General features: G+C 48.4%; 16 protein-coding genes. 10 read left to right on the forward strand and 6 right to left on the reverse strand.

Translation table 11 applies throughout. The features are described 5' to 3' along the window. Window positions 1-86: 86 nt before the first annotated feature. A complete protein-coding gene (locus tag ACJ2PR_RS08945; protein WP_446876769.1) occupies window positions 87-1,442 on the reverse strand; it encodes a CmpA/NrtA family ABC transporter substrate-binding protein in 1,356 nt (451 codons plus the stop codon). A gap of 830 nt (window positions 1,443-2,272) precedes the next feature. Between ACJ2PR_RS08945 and ACJ2PR_RS08950 the strand changes: the two genes are divergently transcribed. Further along, window positions 2,273-3,280 carry a 1-acyl-sn-glycerol-3-phosphate acyltransferase gene (locus ACJ2PR_RS08950; protein WP_446876770.1) on the forward strand — a complete coding sequence of 336 codons (1,008 nt, stop codon included), beginning with the start codon at window positions 2,273-2,275 and terminating at the stop codon, window positions 3,278-3,280. 94 nt (window positions 3,281-3,374) lie between these two features. Here ACJ2PR_RS08950 and ACJ2PR_RS08955 read toward each other — a convergent pair whose 3' ends face one another. Next, window positions 3,375-4,238, reverse strand: a complete 864-nt coding sequence (locus tag ACJ2PR_RS08955; protein ID WP_446876771.1) for a peptidoglycan DD-metalloendopeptidase family protein — start codon at window positions 4,236-4,238, stop codon at window positions 3,375-3,377. Between the two features lie 63 nt (window positions 4,239-4,301). After that, on the reverse strand, window positions 4,302-5,147 hold the full coding sequence (locus ACJ2PR_RS08960; RefSeq protein WP_446870019.1) for an alpha/beta fold hydrolase: 846 nt from the start codon (window positions 5,145-5,147) through the stop codon (window positions 4,302-4,304). Between the two features lie 190 nt (window positions 5,148-5,337). On the opposite strand from ACJ2PR_RS08960, the gene ACJ2PR_RS08965 reads away from it, so the two are divergent. The 3 genes from ACJ2PR_RS08965 to ACJ2PR_RS08975 all read left to right on the forward strand — a co-directional run bounded on the left by ACJ2PR_RS08965 (window position 5,338) and on the right by ACJ2PR_RS08975 (window position 7,831). Continuing rightward, window positions 5,338-5,538 (forward strand): hypothetical protein, encoded by a 201-nt coding sequence (locus ACJ2PR_RS08965; protein ID WP_446870018.1) that lies wholly within the window; start codon window positions 5,338-5,340, stop codon window positions 5,536-5,538. A 431-nt stretch (window positions 5,539-5,969) separates the two neighbouring features. Then, window positions 5,970-6,713 carry an SDR family oxidoreductase gene (locus ACJ2PR_RS08970; RefSeq protein WP_446876772.1) on the forward strand — a complete coding sequence of 248 codons (744 nt, stop codon included), beginning with the start codon at window positions 5,970-5,972 and terminating at the stop codon, window positions 6,711-6,713. Window positions 6,714-6,883: 170 nt separating this feature from the next. Then, complete coding sequence (locus ACJ2PR_RS08975; protein ID WP_446876773.1) at window positions 6,884-7,831, forward strand: bifunctional helix-turn-helix transcriptional regulator/GNAT family N-acetyltransferase; 948 nt, start codon at window positions 6,884-6,886, stop codon at window positions 7,829-7,831. Window positions 7,832-7,933: 102 nt separating this feature from the next. Here the strand turns inward: ACJ2PR_RS08975 and ACJ2PR_RS08980 are convergent, their stop codons facing one another. From ACJ2PR_RS08980 to ACJ2PR_RS08990, 3 genes are all read right to left on the reverse strand, one after another. Further along, the gene (locus ACJ2PR_RS08980) at window positions 7,934-9,298 is read right to left on the reverse strand and encodes an aminopeptidase P family protein (protein ID WP_446876774.1); all 1,365 of its coding nucleotides are present in this window, start codon (window positions 9,296-9,298) and stop codon (window positions 7,934-7,936) included. A gap of 154 nt (window positions 9,299-9,452) precedes the next feature. Next, the gene (arsS, locus tag ACJ2PR_RS08985; RefSeq protein ID WP_446876803.1) at window positions 9,453-10,547 is read right to left on the reverse strand and encodes an arsenosugar biosynthesis radical SAM (seleno)protein ArsS; all 1,095 of its coding nucleotides are present in this window, start codon (window positions 10,545-10,547) and stop codon (window positions 9,453-9,455) included. A 108-nt stretch (window positions 10,548-10,655) separates the two neighbouring features. After that, window positions 10,656-10,988, reverse strand: coding sequence for an arsenosugar biosynthesis-associated peroxidase-like protein (locus tag ACJ2PR_RS08990; RefSeq protein WP_446876775.1), 333 nt, complete (start codon window positions 10,986-10,988; stop codon window positions 10,656-10,658). Window positions 10,989-11,087: 99 nt separating this feature from the next. On the opposite strand from ACJ2PR_RS08990, the gene ACJ2PR_RS08995 reads away from it, so the two are divergent. The 6 genes from ACJ2PR_RS08995 (at window position 11,088) to ACJ2PR_RS09020 (ending at window position 20,571) form a co-directional block, all read left to right on the forward strand. Further along, a complete protein-coding gene (locus tag ACJ2PR_RS08995) occupies window positions 11,088-11,612 on the forward strand; it encodes a pentapeptide repeat-containing protein (RefSeq protein ID WP_446876776.1) in 525 nt (174 codons plus the stop codon). A gap of 771 nt (window positions 11,613-12,383) precedes the next feature. Then, window positions 12,384-13,115, forward strand: coding sequence for a DUF4347 domain-containing protein (locus tag ACJ2PR_RS09000; RefSeq protein ID WP_446856461.1), 732 nt, complete (start codon window positions 12,384-12,386; stop codon window positions 13,113-13,115). A gap of 897 nt (window positions 13,116-14,012) precedes the next feature. Beyond that, window positions 14,013-15,224, forward strand: a complete 1,212-nt coding sequence (locus ACJ2PR_RS09005) for a response regulator (RefSeq protein WP_446876777.1) — start codon at window positions 14,013-14,015, stop codon at window positions 15,222-15,224. Window positions 15,225-15,309: 85 nt separating this feature from the next. Then, window positions 15,310-15,672, forward strand: a complete 363-nt coding sequence (locus ACJ2PR_RS09010; protein ID WP_446856463.1) for a response regulator transcription factor — start codon at window positions 15,310-15,312, stop codon at window positions 15,670-15,672. A gap of 11 nt (window positions 15,673-15,683) precedes the next feature. Beyond that, window positions 15,684-16,280, forward strand: coding sequence for a chemotaxis protein CheW (locus tag ACJ2PR_RS09015; protein ID WP_446870946.1), 597 nt, complete (start codon window positions 15,684-15,686; stop codon window positions 16,278-16,280). 34 nt (window positions 16,281-16,314) lie between these two features. Then, window positions 16,315-20,571, forward strand: coding sequence for a GAF domain-containing protein (locus ACJ2PR_RS09020; protein ID WP_446876778.1), 4,257 nt, complete (start codon window positions 16,315-16,317; stop codon window positions 20,569-20,571). Window positions 20,572-20,607: the final 36 nt, after the last annotated feature.

Raw genomic sequence — 20,607 nt, forward strand, 5'->3', positions numbered from 1 at the left:
GAGGAATGAGGGGTTGCCGCTGGCGGCACGCTTTGCGAAAGGGATGAGTTTTAGATCGGCGTTGATCACTCGAAACTCAAGGTTGATCAGACTTTTTTGATTTTTAAGCTGGCTAGATAAGCTTGAGGGTTCTCTGGGTCAAACTTGATGCCGTCAAAGAATTCTTCTACGCCGCGAGAAGTACTGGTGGGAATGTCGGCGGCGGCAATTCCAGCTTCTTTGGCCGCTTCCTTCCAGATGTCTTCGCGGTTGACGCGATCGATCAATGCCTTCGCAGTCGTCAATGTCTCTTTGGGTAAAAAGCCCCAGCGGACACTCTCCGTTAAGAACCACAAATCATGACTCTTGTAAGGATAAGAAACGCTGCCCTTGCTGTCTTTCCAGTAGAGAACTGCCATCGATTTGTCGTCGATCGTGCGTTCGCCCAGGTTGTATTTACCCATCAGCGGCTCTAGCAAGACGGTCTCTGGCACATTAAAATATTCTCGCCGAGCTAGGATCTGTGACAGTTCCTTACGGTTGTCAAAGTTATCACACCACTGTTGCGCTTCCATGATTCCTTTCAGAATCGCTTTGGTGGCTTTGGGATGCTTGTCTGCCCAGTCTTTTCGGATTGCAAAATATTCTTCGGGGTGTGCTTTCCACATTTCCGCAGTCAATGCCGCGATGAATCCATTGTTGTCTGCAACAATGCGGTAGGGCCAGGGGTCGCCTGTGCTGAAGGCATCCATTGCCCCTCGTTTCATGTCTGCGACGGTTTGCGATGCGGGGACGGTGAGCAACTCTACGTCTGTCTCCGGATTGATGCCACCTGCCGCTAACCAGTAGCGAATCCAAAACTCCTGATTGGCTCTCGGAAACGTGTAGGCTGCTTTGAATCTAGAACCCGCTGACTTGAGTTGACTAAAGAGCGCAACCTGGTTGTCTAGCTTTAACCCAATGTTCTTACCTGCGTGTTTGTTAGCGATCGCAATTCCATTCCCTTGGGTGTTTAACTGACACAACACATACATATCAATTTTGGTGTTGTCAGTAATCAGCCCCTCGGTGATCAAGTACGGCATGGGCATCTGCCACTGTCCGCCATCAATGCCGCCGCCACCAGAGCCAATTTTGACATTATCTCGCGCTGCACCCCAGTTGGCTTGCTTGTCAACCTTGACTTCGCTCATGCCATATTTAGCGAAAAATCCCTTCTCTTGAGCAATGATTAAAGGAGCCGCCTCGACGATCGGAATGTATCCCAATCTCACCGTTTTGACTTCTGGTTCTTCTCCCGGCTTGACGTTGACCACAGGAGTTGCAGCCGGAGAAGTCTGACCACTATTAGTAAGTGAGTCAGGAGGATTGCCCAGACAGCCTTTTAGTAAAACAGAAGAGGCTGCTGTTGCGCCAGCTGTTAATAGAAACCGCCGCCTAGAAACCGATTCAAACCGAGTCATAACGCTCTCCTTAGCCTTGGATATGAAAACCGAATCCCCATTGATTTGCGCTTCAAAGGGTGCCGAAATCGCAAGCAACAGTCTCAAGAATGAACGTGAGTTTTCATCAAGAATCTGCTAACTTATTTAATTAAAAAAATCGTTCCTAATTGCAATCAATCGCTTTGAAAGCTGATCGATCTTTGGGTGGCTGTTAGTAGTTATTAAGTCCGTTATTTGGTTTGAGTAACTTAGCTAACACGCTTGAAATAACATTACTGTCTCAAGTCCCCTAAAGTCCAGCGTAATGAGACAAATTACAAAAGAAATCTTAAATTGAATCCATAAGCAAATACCTATCGTTGCATTTAAGCAGTTCTGGTTAGCTCTATAAATGGGAGATTTACCAAGGGATATGATTGCTCTAAATAGGCTTTTCCTTAATGATTCTCAACACTTCTAGAGAGCAGTCAGAGTTATTTATAGATGAAACTTGATACCTTTAATAGGTTGCAGATCAAGTTAACACTAGAACGTTAGAAGCAGCTTTTTCCGTGTCTAGAAATCTTACTGATCCATCTGACTACTTCTCAATCTTTCCGCATCTTTTGATTGAAATTCTTTAGTGATCAATAGATGAGAATGAATACCTTAAATTCTTTTAGTTCAGAAAAAACTGATAGGAATTGGAAGTCGATCGCTGCGACCCCTTGTAGGCAACTTGAAGCGACCCCTTGCGGGTAACTCGAAGAGATCGCCGCTCTCAAAAAATACCTTAAGGGGGTATCGGATTTGTCCGATCGCAAGCTATGTCATTAGATACCGTAGGATATGAGTGACTGAGTTAGAACGTGAAGAAGTCAGATAGCGCGTATTCGTTTGGCTGGTTTGATTGGGTTTGCCTCTGGTATCCTCCCGGTTGGCTGATTTTGTTTAACCGTCACTGGCAGCACTACCACCCTGACCCCGACGGCTGGAATTGGCTGGAGTATGGGCTGTTTTTGATTCCGGGCGGATTTTATGTGGCGTTGCTGATCCGATGGCTGCGGTTGGGATGTCGATCGCCTCGCTCTTTTATTAGCGATCCTGATCCTCACTATCAGCAGATCTTTCAGCGGGAAATTTTGACTCCGATCGCGCAGCGTTATTTTCGAGCCGAGCTGCATCAAGTTGAGAATCTACCCGACTCTGCCCCCGTCATTGTTGCTCTCAATCATGCAGGCATGTGTTTTCCGTGGGATTTTTTGTGTCTGGGCGTGTTGCTCAATCAAAAAAAAGGCTGGTTTGTCGAGCCAGTGGCGCATCCGATTTTCTTTGACCATCCCTGGCTGGTGTGGTGGTTGCCGCCGGGTTGGGCACAGGTGTTAGGAGGAATTCGAGCAGAAAAGCAGCGTTTTGAAACCGCCGTTCAGACCTGCGATCGCTCCACCGTTTTGTTATACGCTCCCGAAAGTTGGCGAGGATTGGCGAAGGGTTGGCGCGATCGCTATCAGTTAGCCAGGTTTGATCCCAGTTTTATTCGTCTCAGCGTGGGTGCTCAGGTGCCGATTCTCCCGGTAGCTTGTCTGGGTAGCGAATATTTGCATCCGTGGACGTTGAATAGTAGAAGGCTGGCTCGCTGGCTCAAAATGCCGTTGTTGCCCGTTTCGCCGCTGCTGCTGGTGTTTGTGCTGTTTCCGTCGATGGGCGTTTGGGCGATGAGAACCCGGTTGCGCTATTTCCTACAGCCGATCGAGTGTCCCTGGAGTCGTTCTCTCAAACCTGATGAATCCATTCGATCGACCACATACCACCAGGCTGAACAGATGCGATCGCACTTAGAAAAAGAACTCGATCGACTGAGAAAAGACAAATCGTGACGTGTAGTTGATGAAGTTCAAAGTCTCTCAGAATGGAGAATTTAAGGGGCGAAGATTTGAGAAGCGAAAAGAACTTGATCGAACTGATGTCCAATTAAGGTTTCTGACGCAAAAAGGGATTGGGATCTTCTGCAACCCAGCCTAAATTGGAGTTCGATCGCACTTCAAAATGCAGGTGAGGGCCGTTAGAACTCGGAATGCCCGTGCTGCCGACGGTGCCGATCATTTGTCCACTTTTCACGGTTTGTCCCACTTTGACCTTGATACCGCCCAACTGGGCATAACGAGTCTGATAGCCTTGCTGATGGTTAATAACAACCAGATTTCCGTAAGCCCCTTGTTGGGCTGCAAAGGCGATCGTTCCGTCTCCGACCGCTCGCACCGGGGAACCGATCGCCGCCGACAAATCGATGCCACTATGAAACACAGGTTTGTCCTGCCCAGCGGGGAGATACCACCCATAGCCCAGCAGCACCGGAGAATTGGCAGAAAGCGGATAGCGGGTCAAAACATTGGGATTAGCTTTGGCGACAGGCAATCGACTTTCTGAGACAGGCGACCAGTTGACACCGGGAATAAACACCACTTTGGGCGCAGTCTGACAGCCATTGACCTCAAACAACAGATCGGGACGCACTTTATATTTAGCCGCAAGATTTCGCAACGTCTGACCCGCAGGCACTTCGGCGCGAATTCCATTGTAGGGAGGAACGAGAATTTCAGCCCCGATCGGCGCTTTGCCTTCTCTCAAAACTGCGTTCATGCCCATCAGCGTCGCGGGAATCAGATTGTATCGACGCGCAATACTTTCCAGCGTTTCGCCCGATTTGACCCGATGGCGAGTGACACGAGAAAGCGCAGGAGTCGGACAGGTTGAGTCTGGAGCCGCTTGACTTGGCAGAGCGAACCCGTTAAGCAGTAATCCGATCGCCGTTCCCAATAAAGTCAATCGCCGCATTTGCTTCTCCCGATCGTCTACCAACCTCCAGTCTAATTCGCGAATGAAATTGTTTCCCCAGGGTCAAGCTTGCCTTCTCAAAAAGGTTTGAAGCACTTCGCTGACTTTTTCGGGCCAGTCCTCTTGCGGATAGTGCCCGACTTCTTCGAGTTCGACAAATTCTGCGTTTTTGGTAGATTGCGTAATCGCTTCCGCCACACTCTTTGGCAACCACGGATCACGATCGCCCCAGGCTAATAGTAATGGCTGTGTCCATTGGCTCAAGCCCGTTTCAATTTCTAGCGTCGTCTCCTTAAGTTGGAGCTTTTGAATCGTGGTCAACAGCGATCGCCCCGCATCAGAACTTTTGAGCCAGGGACGACGATAAATATCCAAGTCATTGTCTTCAATCCGATAGCCCCCACCACCTTCTAGTGTGCGATCGACCAGCAGCGGATCTTGCGTCAACATGTCACCTACGAGCGGAATGCCCATTTGCCTTAGCTTCCAGGGCAGTTTGGCAGTTTGAGAAACCGGGGCGTTGAAAATGGCGAGGCGATCGACCTGTTGAGGGTGCCGCAGCGCATATTGAATGCCGACCGAACCGAGGTAGCCCTGAGCGACGATCGAGAATTTTTCTAACTCCATTTCTTTAACAAAATCAGCAAGCGCAGTCAGAAACGCATCCGGTGTGTAGGCAAAATCGCGGCGATCAGGCTTTCCTGAAAATCCACAGCCGGGCCAATCGGGGGCGATCGACCGAAATCCCTGACTTGCCAAAGCGGGCATGACTTCTCGCCAACTGTAGCTTTGAGACACCAACCCATGCAGCAAGAGAACGGGCAGTCGGTTACTCTGTCCAGTCGGCTCGACTTCCCGATAAAACCAGACGTGTGAGCCGATTTCTAACCAATTTTCGCCAGTAGACATCTTCTCTTAACCCTTTCTTAAGTGTTTTGAGCTTATCGTTTTGGGCATCGCTCCGCAAAACATTGCTCAAAATCAATCAAATGTTTGTCAAATTTCTATGACTTATTCACATTTTGTAGCTTTCAATACAGAATTTCTCTGGTATATTAGTTTCAGGTACAGAAAAGCTAAAGAACTGGAGGAATTCACCATGTCAGTCCAAGATCAATCCCGTGCATTGATGGTGCGTCATCACCAAATGATCAAAAATCGTCAACAGTCCATGTTGAGCCGGACGGCTGCCGAGTTGGGCATTCCCGCAGAAGTCGCAAACCTCTCCAACCACACCAAAGGCGAAGACTACCCAACTCCTGGAAGTGGCTACGATCGCAGCAACGTCGGTTTGAGCTAGATCGAGTTGAGAAAGGGCGATCGTTCAGCTTCTGAACGCAAATTAAATGATTGATCCAAAACGGGCGTTTCTTCTATCCAATGAAGGAGCGCCCTTAAATATTTGAGGGATGAAGTTGCTTTGATTACTTCGTTCCCTCTTTACTCTCAAGTAGGTTTCAATGCTCAACCTAGCTCTGTACAATTGGGTGATTCTAGTTCTAATGGTGAGAGGGTAGCAGGTATGGAAAAACGATCTTCTCAGCAACCTCTAGATCAACTGCTACCGCCTGAACTTACCAATTGTAATTCTGCTTAAGTTTCCAGATTGTGATCGTGTATGAAGGTTTTCAGTTAGTGTTCAAGGTCAAACAATTTCTAGGTTGTTTGCTAGACAGCATCTTAGACAAAGCATTAGTATCAAACCTATGCAGATGGAGCCTTAGCACCAGTATGAAAAACACTGCACTAGTCACCGGAGCCAATACAGGAATCGGATTTGAAGTTTGCCGCCAACTGGCACAACGGGGATACACCGTCTTTCTAAGCTCACTTGATCTCACCAAAGGACAACAAGCAGCAGCAAATCTTGCAGATGCCGGATTTGATGTGCGCCCTGTCCTACTTGACCTAACACAACCAGAGACATTTGATAGCGCTGTACGCCTAATTGATGCAACTTGCGGTCGGCTTGATGCACTGGTCAACAACGCTGGCATCGCGATCGACTGGCAGTATCAGGCTGACACTGTGCCCATCAAGCTAGTTCGTCAAACATTTGAAGTGAATTTCTTTGGCATGGTTGAACTGACACAAAAGTTACTGCCGCTTATTCGGCAGTCTCCAGCAGGACGGATTGTGAACCAGTCAAGTCGGCTTGGGTCGCTTACCCTGCACAGCACACGCGGTACTGATATGGATTCGCTTAAAGCCTTTGCCTACGACACCAGCAAAATCGCCATAAACTCATTCACAGTGCATCTTGCTTACGCCCTTCGTGATACCCCTATCAAGGTGAACTCAGCCCATCCGGGTGTCGTGAAGACGGACATCAATGCGGCTGTCGTAAGGACAGAGAACGCTGTTGGGATGCTTGATGCAAAGATAGGGGCAAAGACAGCGATCGAGTTAGCCACTCTTCCACCCGATGGGCCGAGTGGCGGGTTCTTTCATCTCGGTGAGAGGCTACCTTGGTAGCACGCTAAAGATAACGGTGATCAGTGCTAATACAACTCCAGAGCAGCAGACAAGAACCTTTGTGCTTTGCTCCGATTCTGTTTCCCGGTGCTCAAAGTTGTCATTGGTTCGCGACCCTAATCTAAAAATAATGGTAATATATAGGCACTTACGTAAACGGTTACGTGTTTATGGATTTTTATTCCCAAACTGGCAAACTAGCATTAGGTAGTCGGCTCCGTCGCTTGAGTGAAAACTTGACGGAAGATGGCGCAAAAATTTATGCACTCTATGATGTCGCGCTAGATCCAAAATGGTTTCCAGTCTTCTATGTTCTGTCGCAAAAGCAGAGCGCATCAATTACTGAGATTGCTCAAATAATTGGGCACTCACATCCTTCCGTAAGCCAGATTGTCAAAGAAATGAGTAAGAGCGGACTGACAACGACTCAAAAAGATCCTACGGATGCCAGAGTTAGTGTTGTTCAACTCTCCGATGCTGGAAAGAGACTCATTCCCAAGATTGAGAAGCAGCACATTGATGTGAGGCAAGCGGTTGAAGGACTTTTATTAGAAGTTCAGCATGATCTCTGGAAGGCGATCGAAGAGTTTGAATTTCTGCTTGCTCACCAAAGCTTTTTCGAGCGTGTTCAAGCAGTGCGAAAGACTCGTGAATGTCAGCATGTTGAAATTGTTGATTACGTACCTCAGTTTCATGAAGACTTCAAACGCCTTAACTACGAGTGGATTGAGAAATACTTCAAGCCAGAAGAATCTGACCATCAATCTCTTAACTTTCCAGACGAGAAGATTCTGAAACCGGGTGGACACATTTATATGGCGCTGAGTGACCGTGAAATTGTTGGCACTTGTGCCTTGATCAAAATGGATGGCGATACCTACGAGCTTGCGAAGATGGCTGTCACAGAAAAAGCGCAGGGTAAAGGGATTGGCTGGCTATTAGGGCAAGCTGCCATCCGAAAAGCGCGTGAATTGGGAGCAAAAACAATCTTTCTAGAAAGTAATACCGTCTTAGAACCTGCTATCAAGCTCTACCAAAAACTAGGGTTTCAAAGAACTATTGGGCAACCTTCACCGTATGAGCGATCCAATATTCAGATGGAACTTAAACTCATTTAGTGTAGTTTCAAAAAACGTAGCAGGCTAACAACCGTGTTGCAACGGAACGGATCAACCTTCTTTGTTGGGGTCGAGAGATTGACCGTTGAATAGCTGAATTAGCTAGGGCTGAACGAGTTGTTCGATCGCGTCCCCTTCACTCGCCAGGTCAGCCGTCAACACTTCAGATCCGGTTTCTGTGACCAATACATCGTCTTCAATGCGAATGCTGCGCACGTCGCTAAACTCTGCCAAACGCTCCCAGTTCACCACATGCTGATAAGTCTCGCGATAGGTTGAGTCTTGCAAGATTGCGGGAACTTGGTAAAAACCAGGTTCGATCGTCACCACCATTCCAGCTTTTAGAGGACGATCGAGCCGCAAATATCCCAATCCAAATCGTGGGCTGCGAGTTCTCCCGGTTTCGTATCCTGCCAGATCGCCCAGATCTTCCATATCGTGGACATCCAAGCCCAACAGGTGCCCGACTCCGTGAGGAAAGAACAGCGCATGAGCATCCAGCTCGACCAGATCCGCAGGTTGCCCTTTGAGAATGCCGAGATCGACGAGTCCCTGAGCGATCGTCTCACAGGCGAGTAAGTGAATGTCTCGATACTCCACATCTGGACGAATTTTGGCAATACAAGCGTCGTGAGCAGCCAGAACAACGTCATACAAATCGCGCTGAGTCGCTGAAAATTTGCCAGAAACGGGCCACGTTCGCGTCACGTCCGATGCCCAGCCTGTCGAAGTTTCTGCACCCACATCGGCTAATAGCAAATCGCCCGATCGCACCGGATGATGATAGTGATCGTTGTGCAACACTTCTCCATGCACGGTGACAATACTGCTATAAGCACAAGTCATATTGTGAGTGATGATCACCCGTTCCATTGCACCACGAATGTCTGCCTCAAGTTTGGCATCAGAGGTTGCTGCCATTCCTGCTTGATGAGCTTCTACGGTGACGGCAGCCGCTTTCCGCATTTCTACGAGCGCAGCATCGTCGTGAGTGAGGCGGAGACGAACGATCGCTTGAGCTAATTCGAGATCTACTCCTTGAGATGACTTAGGCGAAGCGATCGCTCGATCTAACCAGCGAGATTGTTCCTGTCGAGTCAACGGATCTTGAACGGCGATTGTGGCAGCCTCTTTAACATGGTTTTCTAACGCTGAAAGGGGATAGGCAGCATCGGCGGCGATCGTGGCGGCCAGTTCTTCTCGTGTTGGGGAAGCTCCATGCCACAGCGCACTCGCTGGACTCGCTTCATCCACAAACAGCGTCAGTTTTCCCGCCTCCAACCGAATCGCCGCATTCTCCAACGGCAACCCCGCAAAGTAGAGAAAGTGACTACTCGCCCGAAACGGAAACGTATTAGCCGGAAAATTACGAGAACTGTGACTGCCCGACCAGAGAACGATCGGGCGATCCATCAGTTGAGCAAGCTGTTGACGACGACGTTTGAGTGTATCCGTAAGTGTAGTCATGAAGGTTAAGACGCTTTGAAACTGTAATTAACTCAAAGTCTCCCAGAATGGGGAGTTGGGAGGCAGAAGCTCTAAACACCAAACCAAATTGAATTCACAACATTAAACTCACAATATTGAATTCACAACATAAACTCGCATCATTGAAGTCACCTTAACTCAAGGCCCCGCCACAAGAACTTCCCGCCCCAGCCGTACAGCCAAAACAATGACGACCCGTTACAATTTGACGCTGTGCAAGTTCGACGGGATTAAAGTCACGAATGTGGGGGGGGCGATCGCTCGATCGACACTCCAGATCCAGCATTTGGTTAAAATCGCAGTCATAAAGCCGCCCATCCCAGGACACTGAAATCGTATTGCGACACATCAACCCATTCACCGTCGCGGCATTAAAGGAATTCACCAGCAGTTCTAGATAAGTCTGCAAGTTGCCCGATTGCTCCAGCCATTCTAGATAGCGAGAAATCGGCATATTGTTTAGCGTAATCAAGCGATCGAACTCAATGCCATAATTCTTCCGCAAACCTGTCTTCCATTCTTGCTCTAGCTTGGTCTGACTACTGGCCAAAAAAGCGCCTACCGGATTGCTCATCAGCGTCAGTCTGCGTTTGGGGTCGCCTTGTCCATATCCGGCTGCATTGAGAAGATGGAGAGCGGCGATCGACTTCTCAAACGTACCGTCTCCGCGTTGAGCATCGGTATTGCGCTGACGATAATGCGGCAGAGAACAGACAATTTCGACCCCGCGATTGCCCAACCACTGAGGCAAATCCTCCATTCGAGGTAACAGCAACACAGTCAGATTGCAGCGATCGATCACCTGTTTTCCGCGTGCGACACATTGATCGACGAGATAGCGAAAGTGCGGATTGAGTTCGGGTGCGCCTCCCGTGATATCAACCGTATGAGCCTCAGTCAGATCAAGGGCCCGAAGACAAAGGTCGATCGTTTCACGATTCATGTTTTCTTGAGTACGATCGGGGCCCGCATCCACATGACAATGACGACAGGTCATATTACACAACTTGCCGATATTGATCTGAAAAATCTCTAATTTGGCAGGCGTTAAAGGATGTTGTCCTAGTGTTTTAGCAAAGTTGCCTTCATGTAGGGTGTGGGATAGATCAACGTCAGCCAATACGCTGTGTTGATATTGAGTCGATGCTAGTGGCGCATGTCTTTTGTGCAATGACGTTGCCTTGGTTCTTTTTGAACTCGTCTCAGATTCCGCTTCAGAATGGCTCAAAAGATTTGTTTTAGACTGCGTTTCAGAAAGTTCCATGACCTCAGCTTTTAAAGTGTCTACTAAAGTGTCTACAATTCATGACCCAAATCTGTTAATTCAACACGCCGATCACATCGCCACCTGATTGACATGATCAAGCATTTGCAGCCCATGAATGAGCGAAGAACCACCCCGAATCACCGTTGCCACATGGACAGCTTCTGTCATTTGCTCCAGATCAGACCCTTGCTGAAGGCATTCTTTAGAATAAGCATCAATGCAATAGGGACACTGAACGGTATGGGCGACTGCTAAAGCAATTAAGGCTTTTTCCCGCTTTGACAAAGCACTTTCTGCAAACACCGCTTCATAGTATGCAAAAAACTTTTCTGCAAGTTCTGGGCTACCTTCCCCGATCTGACCAAAATGAGAAAGATGCTCTGGTTTGTAATATTGCTCCATTGGGTTGCTCCTTGGCATATCCTTTAGGGTAGAAGATCCAGGCGAGTTGCGGCCCGTCACGACTCTTTAACCGATTTAACCCTACCATTGTCGATCGCCATGAAATTGTCGCCGCTCCTGATTTTTCTATCGTTCGGGTTCTCGCTCACGACGGCTGTGGCAGCAGATTCACCTCAACTCCAAAAGTTACTCAACACCGGACAGTGCGAGGGATGTGACCTGCCTGGAGTCAGTTTGTACAGCTTTGTTTTAGACGGTGTAAATCTGCGGGGCGCAAACCTCAATTCGGCAGCGTTGCAGGGTGCGAAACTCAATTTTGCCACGCTGGAGAAGGTTAATTTGGAGCGATCGAACCTCGCCCTGGTTGAGTTAAGAGATGCCAACCTACAGAGCGCAAACCTATCTCAAGCCAATCTGTATGGAGCAGATCTCAGGAATGCTGATCTGTCGGGCGCAAATTTACAAGGGGCAATTCTGGAAGGTGCAGATTTGAGAGGGGCAAATCTAAGTGGAGCAAATCTCCAAAAAGCAAATTTTATTCGAGCAAAAATGACGGGCGCAAACTTAACCTCCGCTCAACTCAAAGGTGCCAGAATGCCTGATGGTAGCGAATACAAACAGTAGTCTCAAACAAGTGCTTTTTGGAATGGTTGCTTAAGTAATATTAAAATGCTGATAAGAATCAAAATATCTTATTTATAAAACACTGGTTTTACTTTTAATTAATCAAAAATTTCTGTAGGGTAACATTCAGGATTAAATAGCCCCGGCGCATCAATTCACGGCTATGAAAACAAACCGACCTTCGCGGGCAGAGCCGCCCTCCTAATCAGCCAGGGTGGATTTCGTTTTGGTCGGCACAGTTCAAACCGCTAGCCAGAATTACGGGCGATTAAATCTTTGCTCCTTTAGCGATCGAGCTTTCGATTCCGTATTAGCCCTTTCTTTACCGTCTCTTCACGGTGTTACTTTACGAACTTCGGTAAAATTAAGGTGACTTTTAGAACAGAAGTCTTCTCTCTTACGAGAGAGGTATTAATCGTGCGTTGTGAAGAGTTTGTGAAGTTTAAATTTTTGTGTTAAATACTCCGGACTGCCAGAACTCTCAGTGTAAGGATCGATCATTGTTAGGAAAAAACTCCGTATTCTTTGGGAGGGTGATTGATCTGTTGAGGAAGTAGTTCTATTGATCAAATGGTCAGAACCCGTGCATCTTTGAGCGATCGCCAGTTCCATCTCTGCGTGAAATCTCTTAAGTAATTCTCACCATTTGAGTCAGTTCTTTCACAAAAGTCAATTTTCCGCCAGCCTCTTTTTAGAATGCTGGATTTGCGACGGTCATTGGGGTTTTGAGGGTGCTTCATTTGGTCATATCAAGGAAACCTAAATAAACTTATGAACTGGATAAGTGGAACATCTACGTCCTCATCGGCTGCTTTGTCTGGAGAAATAAAACTGCTTTTTCAAAAGCCCCCGATCACAAGTGGAACCATCCAAGACCCGGCGAGCAGGCTCTCTCTAAGATCCGCCTCAACCGGATCACCGCTAGGAGCGAGTTCTTCCTTACCTAATCCCACTCCTGTCGAGACACCGACTACCCTACCCACGCCAGCCGAGTCCCTGAGTGGGCAAATTGTCTTTATTGACCCTCGGCTGCCCAATTACAAAAGTTTGGTAGCGGGGGCGATCGCTGGGGTCAATGTGGTTGTTCTGGATGCAAAACGGGACGGCATTGCTCAGATTACTCAAGTGCTGGCCCAAGCCACCCAAGTTTCTGCGATTCATATTGTGTCCTTTGGAGATGAAGGAGTGTTTACGCTGGGAGCCGCTCAAGTGACCAGTCGATCGCTCGATATCTACCAAAACAGTATCCAAAAGTGGGCAACCTCCTTTGCGCCAGATGCAGATATTCTGCTCTATGGTTCCAAGATTGGAGCGGGCGCAGGTGGGGCAGCCTTCGCCAAAAAGCTGAGTGACCTCGCCAAAGCAGACGTTGCTGCCTCCAACGATCGTACGGGTCAAGGCGGCGATTGGGTTTTAGAAGTCAATACGGGCGCGATCGCGACCAAGATTGCCTTTGAATCCAATGTCACATCCACGTATGCCGCTTCGTTTGACTTGAGTTAGACCGTGAGCAAATTTAGCTTGCGTTAATCAATAAATGCAGGGTGTTGGGTTAGTTTAAAACTCAATGCCCTTTTTTATCAGCACGATCGAGAGTTGAAAGCTCCGATTCGTAACTTTTTAGAGTCTTAATTAGAGACTTCAGTTCAATGAACCTCTTTAGTTCCCGAAGCGAAAAACTTTCACCTTGAACCTTGGGTTTCCCGCCGCTTTGGGGCAATTCATCCCCTGATTCAGCAACGCCACAAATTGATTTGATATCAAATACTTCTGTACAACGCGCTTAGACACTGCAATAAAACAAAACTTACATCGCAAAAGAGAAGCGTTATTCTATCCATATTTTTAATTCTTAAATCTTCATAAGCTGTGACGGCTTGCGTAAGTAGATCTGCTGCCGTAAGGGGTTGAGCGCTTTTAGCTTCAGTGTTTTCCGTGGTTTTTTTATATTATTCAACCTATAGACTCGACTCAATATCAAGTTCAAAGTCAAATTTAGACCAACTGCTTATTGCGACGCAGAACCACTCTTTCTTAAAGATTGTTTGACTCGCCAAACCTCCCAGCTACAACCGTTTTGTAACTATCCCATGCAACTCGATCGAATGGCTAAATCGCCACAAGTCAAGGAGTTCTTCTAAAACCTGGAATAGTACTTTCACGAATGATCTCTTACACCGCTTCTCTTAAATGGATGCGGCAAAATCGGTAAAAGACTAGAGATCAGACACTGAAGCTGTTAAGCACTGTTCAAATGCTCGATCGATAGCCACTCTCGCGTGAATCAGGATTGCGATCGCCAGAACCCCAGGCTGAGAGATACCACACCGGACTTGGGAATTATTAGGTACAAACAAAAAATTTTGACATGAGTCAGGCGCTCAACGAGGGAAAGTTAACATGCTAGTGGATGATTCATCTACCGATACACCCAGTGGTCTTTTAGGTGTCCGAAGCCGGATGCATTTTACAGGACGACTGGATGTTAGAACCAGTGCCCAGCAATGGAGCCTTTACCTGTATATGGGGCGTTTGGTTTGGGCAAGCGGTGGCCCTCATCCCAGAAGACGCTGGCAGCGATACTTGACCCAGCACACTCAAGTCAGCCCTGGTGTCTCAACGAGCGTTCGCGCAGTGGACAACTGCGAACACTGTCAGGACTATCACACCCTGGCAATGTTAGTTAAGCGTCAGCAAATTACACCAGAGCAAGCAGTGGCTATCATTCGCAGCACCGTTGCAGAAGTCTTGTTTGACATCATTCAACAAGAAGAAACCAAACCTGTGACCTTTAAATCTGACGCTGAAGATGTTCTCGATACGTCTCTCGCACTATTGAATGCAGAACAGCTACTCCTAGAAATTCAACAAAACTGGAATGCCTGGCGCACACTGGGGTTGGCAGACCATTCCCCCAATCTGGCTCCTGTCTTGAGAAATGCAGAACAACTGCAACAATACACCTCCGAAAAGGTCTACAAAACGCTGGTGTCTTTTGTTGATGGACGACGCACCCTGAGAGACCTGTCGGTGTTGATGAAGCAGGATTTGTTGCAGTTAACACGAGTGTTGGTGCCCCTCTATCGCAAAGGGCTGGTCGCCCTGACTAAGATTCCAGATCTGTCTACTCCAGGAATCGGGACGCGACCCCTTGCGGGTAACTCGAAGAGATCGCCACACCCTACCCCACCTCCTTCAGGGATTCCAACTGCTCCTGTTGGTGGCTCCTCGGTGCCCATCTCTAATGCGCCTATGATTGCCTGTATTGACGATAGCGTTCGAGAATGTCAGGTGATGGAGGAGATTATCACTGACGCAGGCTATCGGTTTGTCGGCATTCAAGACTCAATTCAGGCGCTGCCGATTTTACTTGAGCAAAAACCTCAATTGATTTTTCTGGATCTGGTGATGCCGATCGCCAACGGGTACGAGGTCTGTGCCCAGATTCGGAGAGTTTCTCTATTCAAAACAATTCCAATCGTGATTTTGACCAGCAATGACGGAATCATAGATCGAGTGCGAGCAAAGATGGTTGGCTCCTCTGGGTTTCTGGCAAAGCCAGTCAATGCTGAAAAAGTGTTAGCGATCGCTCAAAGATACTTAGCCGTTTAAGTGCAACAAAGCTTTGAGTGCAAGGGCTTTACTCAGACCCCAAGCCTCAAAACTCCCCCTACCCCATTTAAGAGGAAAAGAATTTATGAGCACGGTTTTAGTGGTTGAAGACAGCGTGACGGAAATGCAGATTTTGACGAGTTATCTCAAAGGTGCAGGTTTATCAGTCGTCAGCGCTCAAAGTGGCGAAGAAGCTCAAGTTAAGTTGAATGGAGCCAAGCCTGATTTGATTGTGCTGGATGTGATCTTGCCCGGTCAAAGTGGTTTTGAGCTTTGCCGAGAACTCAAAGCAGACCCCAATACGAGCAAGATTCCCGTAGTGATTTGCTCCACCAAAGATACAGAGGTCGATAAGATGTGGGGCAACATGCTGGGCGCAAATGCCTACATTCCCAAACCTGTCGATCCGGTGGAGTTGCTCAAGACGATTCGCCAACTGATCAAGTAGAGGGGGTCAAGATGGATATGTCAGATCAGGCTCTCTCACCCGATTGGACGATCGCCACAAACCATGAAAGCGGACTATCGAGGTTAGAGGGTCTGTTTGAGGATGAGGCGATCGTCGAAGTGGGGCAAAAGTTTCTCCGCTTTCGGCTCTGCTCAGATCAAGACGCATTACTGCCCGTAGACGAAGTTGCAGCGGTGCTGACCCTTCAGACTCAGGACGTTTTGCCCGTTCCTCACATGCCAGATTGCGTTTTAGGGATTTATAACTGGCGCGGTGAAGTGTTGTGGCTGGTGGATTTGGCTCATCAGGTGGGGTTAGATGCCCTGGTTAAGCAAAATTCTCGGTTGACAAGCTGTATGGCGATCGTCCTTCAGGTCAATGGGCAATTTCTCGGACTCGCTGTTCCAGACGTTTATGACATTGAGCCACATGACCCCCAATTGCTCCAGCCGCCCCTGTCTGAATTGTTTTCGCCCAAATTGCTGCCGTTTGTCAAGGGGTATTTGACCGGGGCAGATCGGCAATCAACCGAAGACCAGCGCAGCACCGTTTTGGAGGTCACGGCCATTCTGCAAGACCCACGTCTGCACCTTCATCAATTGAACTAGTAATTTTGACTAATCCTAAATCGAGGAATTTCTCATGGTAGCTTCTCGCCGCAACGAACCGACCCTGGACATGTCGTCTTTCTTTTCACCCGAACCGACCCTCGAAGAATTCTCAGAATTTCTCTCCGAATCTCAACCCAACGGCAACAGTAACGGTCACACTCAAGAACCATCTGAGCCAGAAGAATTTGAACCTGCGCCAATTAGCAATGGTAACGGTAATAGTAATGGCAACGGTAGATCAAAGGATTCTCACCGAGACATTCAACAAGTGATCACCGCGCTGACCGGGTTAAAGTCAGAACTCAAACGGGCAGGACTTTTAGACAAACCCAACGTCCAGAATTTGTTTCGTCAGGTGGCTGAATTTGCGGCCACTCAACCCAAAAGCTCCCAGGGACAAACTGCCGCAGCCACCCGATACCAGCGCAAACAGTTACTAGCGATCGCTTCTCAAATGCGACAAGTGACGGATCTAGAAGCGCTACTCAAAGTCGTGGTAAAGGTAGCTCGTGAGTCGCTGCAAGCCGATCGAGCGATGATCTACCAGTTTGAGACGGGTGAGATGGGCAAGGTGGTGGCAGAATCGCTCCAGCGCGGGTGGACTCCAGCGATCGGTGATCGCTTAACGCTCACCTGCCTATGTTTTGACCAGCCAGAAGACTATGTGAGACAGCAAGTAGTCGTAATTGAGGATGTGAACCGAGTTGATCTGACCCCCTATCAGCATCAGTTTCTCGAAAAGCTTCAGGTCAAGGCTAATTTGAGCGTCCCGATCGTCATTGGCGGTCAGCCTTGGGGGTTGCTGGTTGTTCAACAGTGTGCGAAAACTCGACTCTGGCAAGAAGCCGAAATTAACCTGCTTTATCAGGTCTGCTTAGAGCTAACCATCAATCTGCAACAGTCCGAGTTTTTGGTCAAGCTGAGTCAGCAGGATGAAAAGGAAAAAGCCAGCTTCAAAATTCTGGATCGGATTCGGCGATCGCTCGATATTGACTCGATTTTTAGAACCACCACTCAAGAAGTTCGGCAGTTTCTCAAAGCCGATCGCGTGGGCATTTATCGATTTGAATCCGATTGGAGTGGCGAATTTGTTGCGGAGTCGGTCGCCAGTGGCTGGGTTTCTCTCCTACAGGAGCAGATCGACAACCCGATGCTCAAAGAAAATATCAGCGACTGTAGTGCCAAAATTTTGGGCGGCGGTGCAAAAACGACAGATACCTACTTACAGCAAACCCAAGGGGGACGCTTTTCAAAAGGCTCTACGTTTAGAACCGTGAATGACATTCACCACGAGGGTTTTAGCCCTTGCTACATTGACATTTTGGAGCGATATCAGGCCAGAGCTTATGTCATTGTGCCGATCGTTCAAAATAACCGGATCTGGGGCATGTTGGCGGCCTATCAAAATTCTGGCCCACGCAACTGGCAAGACTCCGAAGTCGGGCTGATGACGCAGATTGGGACTCAACTAGGTGTGGCCTTGCAGCAGGCAGAAACGTTGCAGCAGGTCAAAAGTCAGTCCCAGCAGTTAGCAAAAGTTGCAGAGCGAGAGCGGGCTGCGTCTGAGGTGATTGAGAGGATTCGCACCACGCTGGACATCGATACCATTTTTAAGACCGCTACTCAAGAAGTGCGTCAACTCCTGCAAGCCGATCGTGTGGGAGTCTACCGCTTTGAGTCTGATTGGAGTGGCGAGTTTGTAGCAGAATCCGTGACCACTGGCTGGACTTCGGTGATGCAAGAGCAAGAAGACAACCCCATTCTCAAAGACAATATCAGCGAATGTAGTGCAAAAACGTTGGGCGGCGGTCTCAAGACGACCGATACTTATCTTCAAGATACCCAGGGCGGCAAGTACGCCAAAGGCACCAAGTTTCGCGTCGTCAATGACATCTACAAAGCCGGATTTTCTGCTTGCTATCTGACAATTTTGGAGCGGTATCAAGCCAGAGCCTACATTATTGTGCCGATCGTTCAAGACAACAAGCTGTGGGGACTGTTGGCGGCCTATCAAAATTCGGGCCCGCGTCACTGGGAAAAGGCAGAAGTCGCACTGATGACGCAAATCGGCTCTCAGTTGGGCGTGGCGCTTCAGCAGGCAGAATATGTGCGGCAGGTGCAAGACCAAACCGATCGTCTAGCTAAAGTGGCAGAACGAGAGCGCAGCTTTGTCCGAGTCATTGATCAGGTGGGCAAGTCTGTAATTGAGAAGATTCGACTGTCTCAGGACATTGAAACCATTTTTGGGCAAACCACTCAGCAGATTCGTCAATTGCTGCAAGCCGATCGCGTCGCTGTCTATCGGTTTAACCACGACTGGAGTGGTGAATATATTGCCGAGTCGGTTGCAAGTGGCTGGGTCAAGCTCGTCACCCCTGACCACAAGATGGTTTGGGAAGATTCTCACCTGCAAGAAACTCAAGGCGGGCGCTACCGCAACAACGAGTCTTTTGCAGTCAACAACATCTACGAAGTGGGGCACCAATCCTGTCACGTTGAGATTTTGGAACAGTTTCAGGTGAAGGCCTATGTGATTGTGCCGATTTTTAAGGGGCAAAAGCTTTGGGGATTGTTGGCAGCTTACCAAAATGCGGCTCCTCGCCAGTGGGAAGAGTCTGAGGTTAATCTGCTGGCTCAAATTGGCGCACAGTTGGGAATTGCCTTGCAGCAAACTGAGTTTTTGGGACAGATTCAACGTCAGAGCGATCGAGAGAGAACTTTAGCGAGAGTCAGCGATCGCATTCGTCAATCGGTGGACTTTTCGCGGCAGTCGTTGGATATTGACAAAATCTTTCAGGTGACGACGCAGGATGTCCGGCAGTTGATGAGGGTCGATCGTGTCGCAGTCTATCGGTTTAGCCCTGATTGGAGCGGCAGTTTTATCGCAGAGTCGGTCAGTGCGGGTTGGTCAAGACTGGTGGGCAGCGAGGTCGGAACCAACGTCAAAGATACCTATTTGAGAGAAAATCAAGGCGGACGCTATCGCAATCGAGAGAGTCTCGCGATCGATGACATTTACAAAGCGGGTCATGATCCTTGCCACGTTGAGCTTTTAGAGAAGTTTGAAGCGAGAGCTTATATTCTCGTTCCGTTGATGGTTGAGCAAAAACTATGGGGCATTTTTGCGGCTTATCAAAATTCGGGCCCTCGCGATTGGGAAGAAGCAGACGTGACGTTGCTGAACCAGATTTCGATTCAATTAGGGGTTGCGCTGGAGCAGGTTGATTCTCTCGAACAGTTGCGCGTCCAGTCAGAACAATTAACCAAATCAGCAGCACGAGAAAAAGCGGCTAAAGAACAACTCCAACAGCGCGTGATCCAACTGCTGGCAGCCATTCAGCCTGTATTCTCTGGTGACCTGACGGTGCGCGTTCCCATTACTGAAGATGAAGTGGGCACGATCGCCGATGCCTACAACAACACGATTCAAAGTTTGCGGAAGATTGTGTCTCAGGTGCAAACTGCTTCGACCAAAGTGGCTCAGACTTCTCGAATCAGTGGAGGCGCGATCGGCAAACTGTCTCACCAAGCAGAAGAACAACTGCAAGAAGTCACACGAGCGTTAGACCAGATTCAATCAATGGTTAGTGCCACTCAAGCCGTGGCTGCGAATGCTCAACAGGTTGAAATTGCAGTCCAGCAGGCTAACCAAACCGTTCGATCTGGAGATGCTGCGATGAACCGGACGGTGGATAACATTTTATCGATTCGGGAAACAGTTGCGGAAACGAGTAAGAAAATCAAGCGACTGAGTGAATCATCACAAAAGATCTCAAAAGTGGTCAGCTTGATCAGCAACTTTACAACCCAAACGCAACTGCTAGCATTAAACGCTTCGATCGAGGCCACTCGCGCCGGAGAATATGGAAGAGGCTTCTCAGTGGTGGCGGATGAAGTGCGATCGCTGGCTCGTCAATCGGCGGATGCGACCAGAGAAGTTGAAAAACTCGTGCAGGAAATCCAAACCGAAACGGGCGCAGTGGCAACGGCAATGGATCTGGGAATCCAGCAAGTTGTCGGCGGCACCACTTTGGTAAATGACACTCGTCAACAGTTAAATGAAATTGTGGCCGCAACTGCAAAAATCAGTCAATTGGTGCAGGGAATCACGCAAGCAACATTAGTACAAACTCAGCAATCACAGCTTGTTACCCAGGCGATGACAGATGTGGCAACGCTGGCCAACAAAAACACGGCTCAGTCGGGTCAACTTTCGACTTCGTTCCAGGAGTTGATGATCACGGCTCAACAGCTTCAGACCAGCGTGGGGCAATTTAAGGTGAACTAAAAGTTTTGAGTGTTTAACTTTGAGTTTTGAGTTGCT

Source organism: Phormidesmis sp. 146-33, assembly GCF_052939515.1.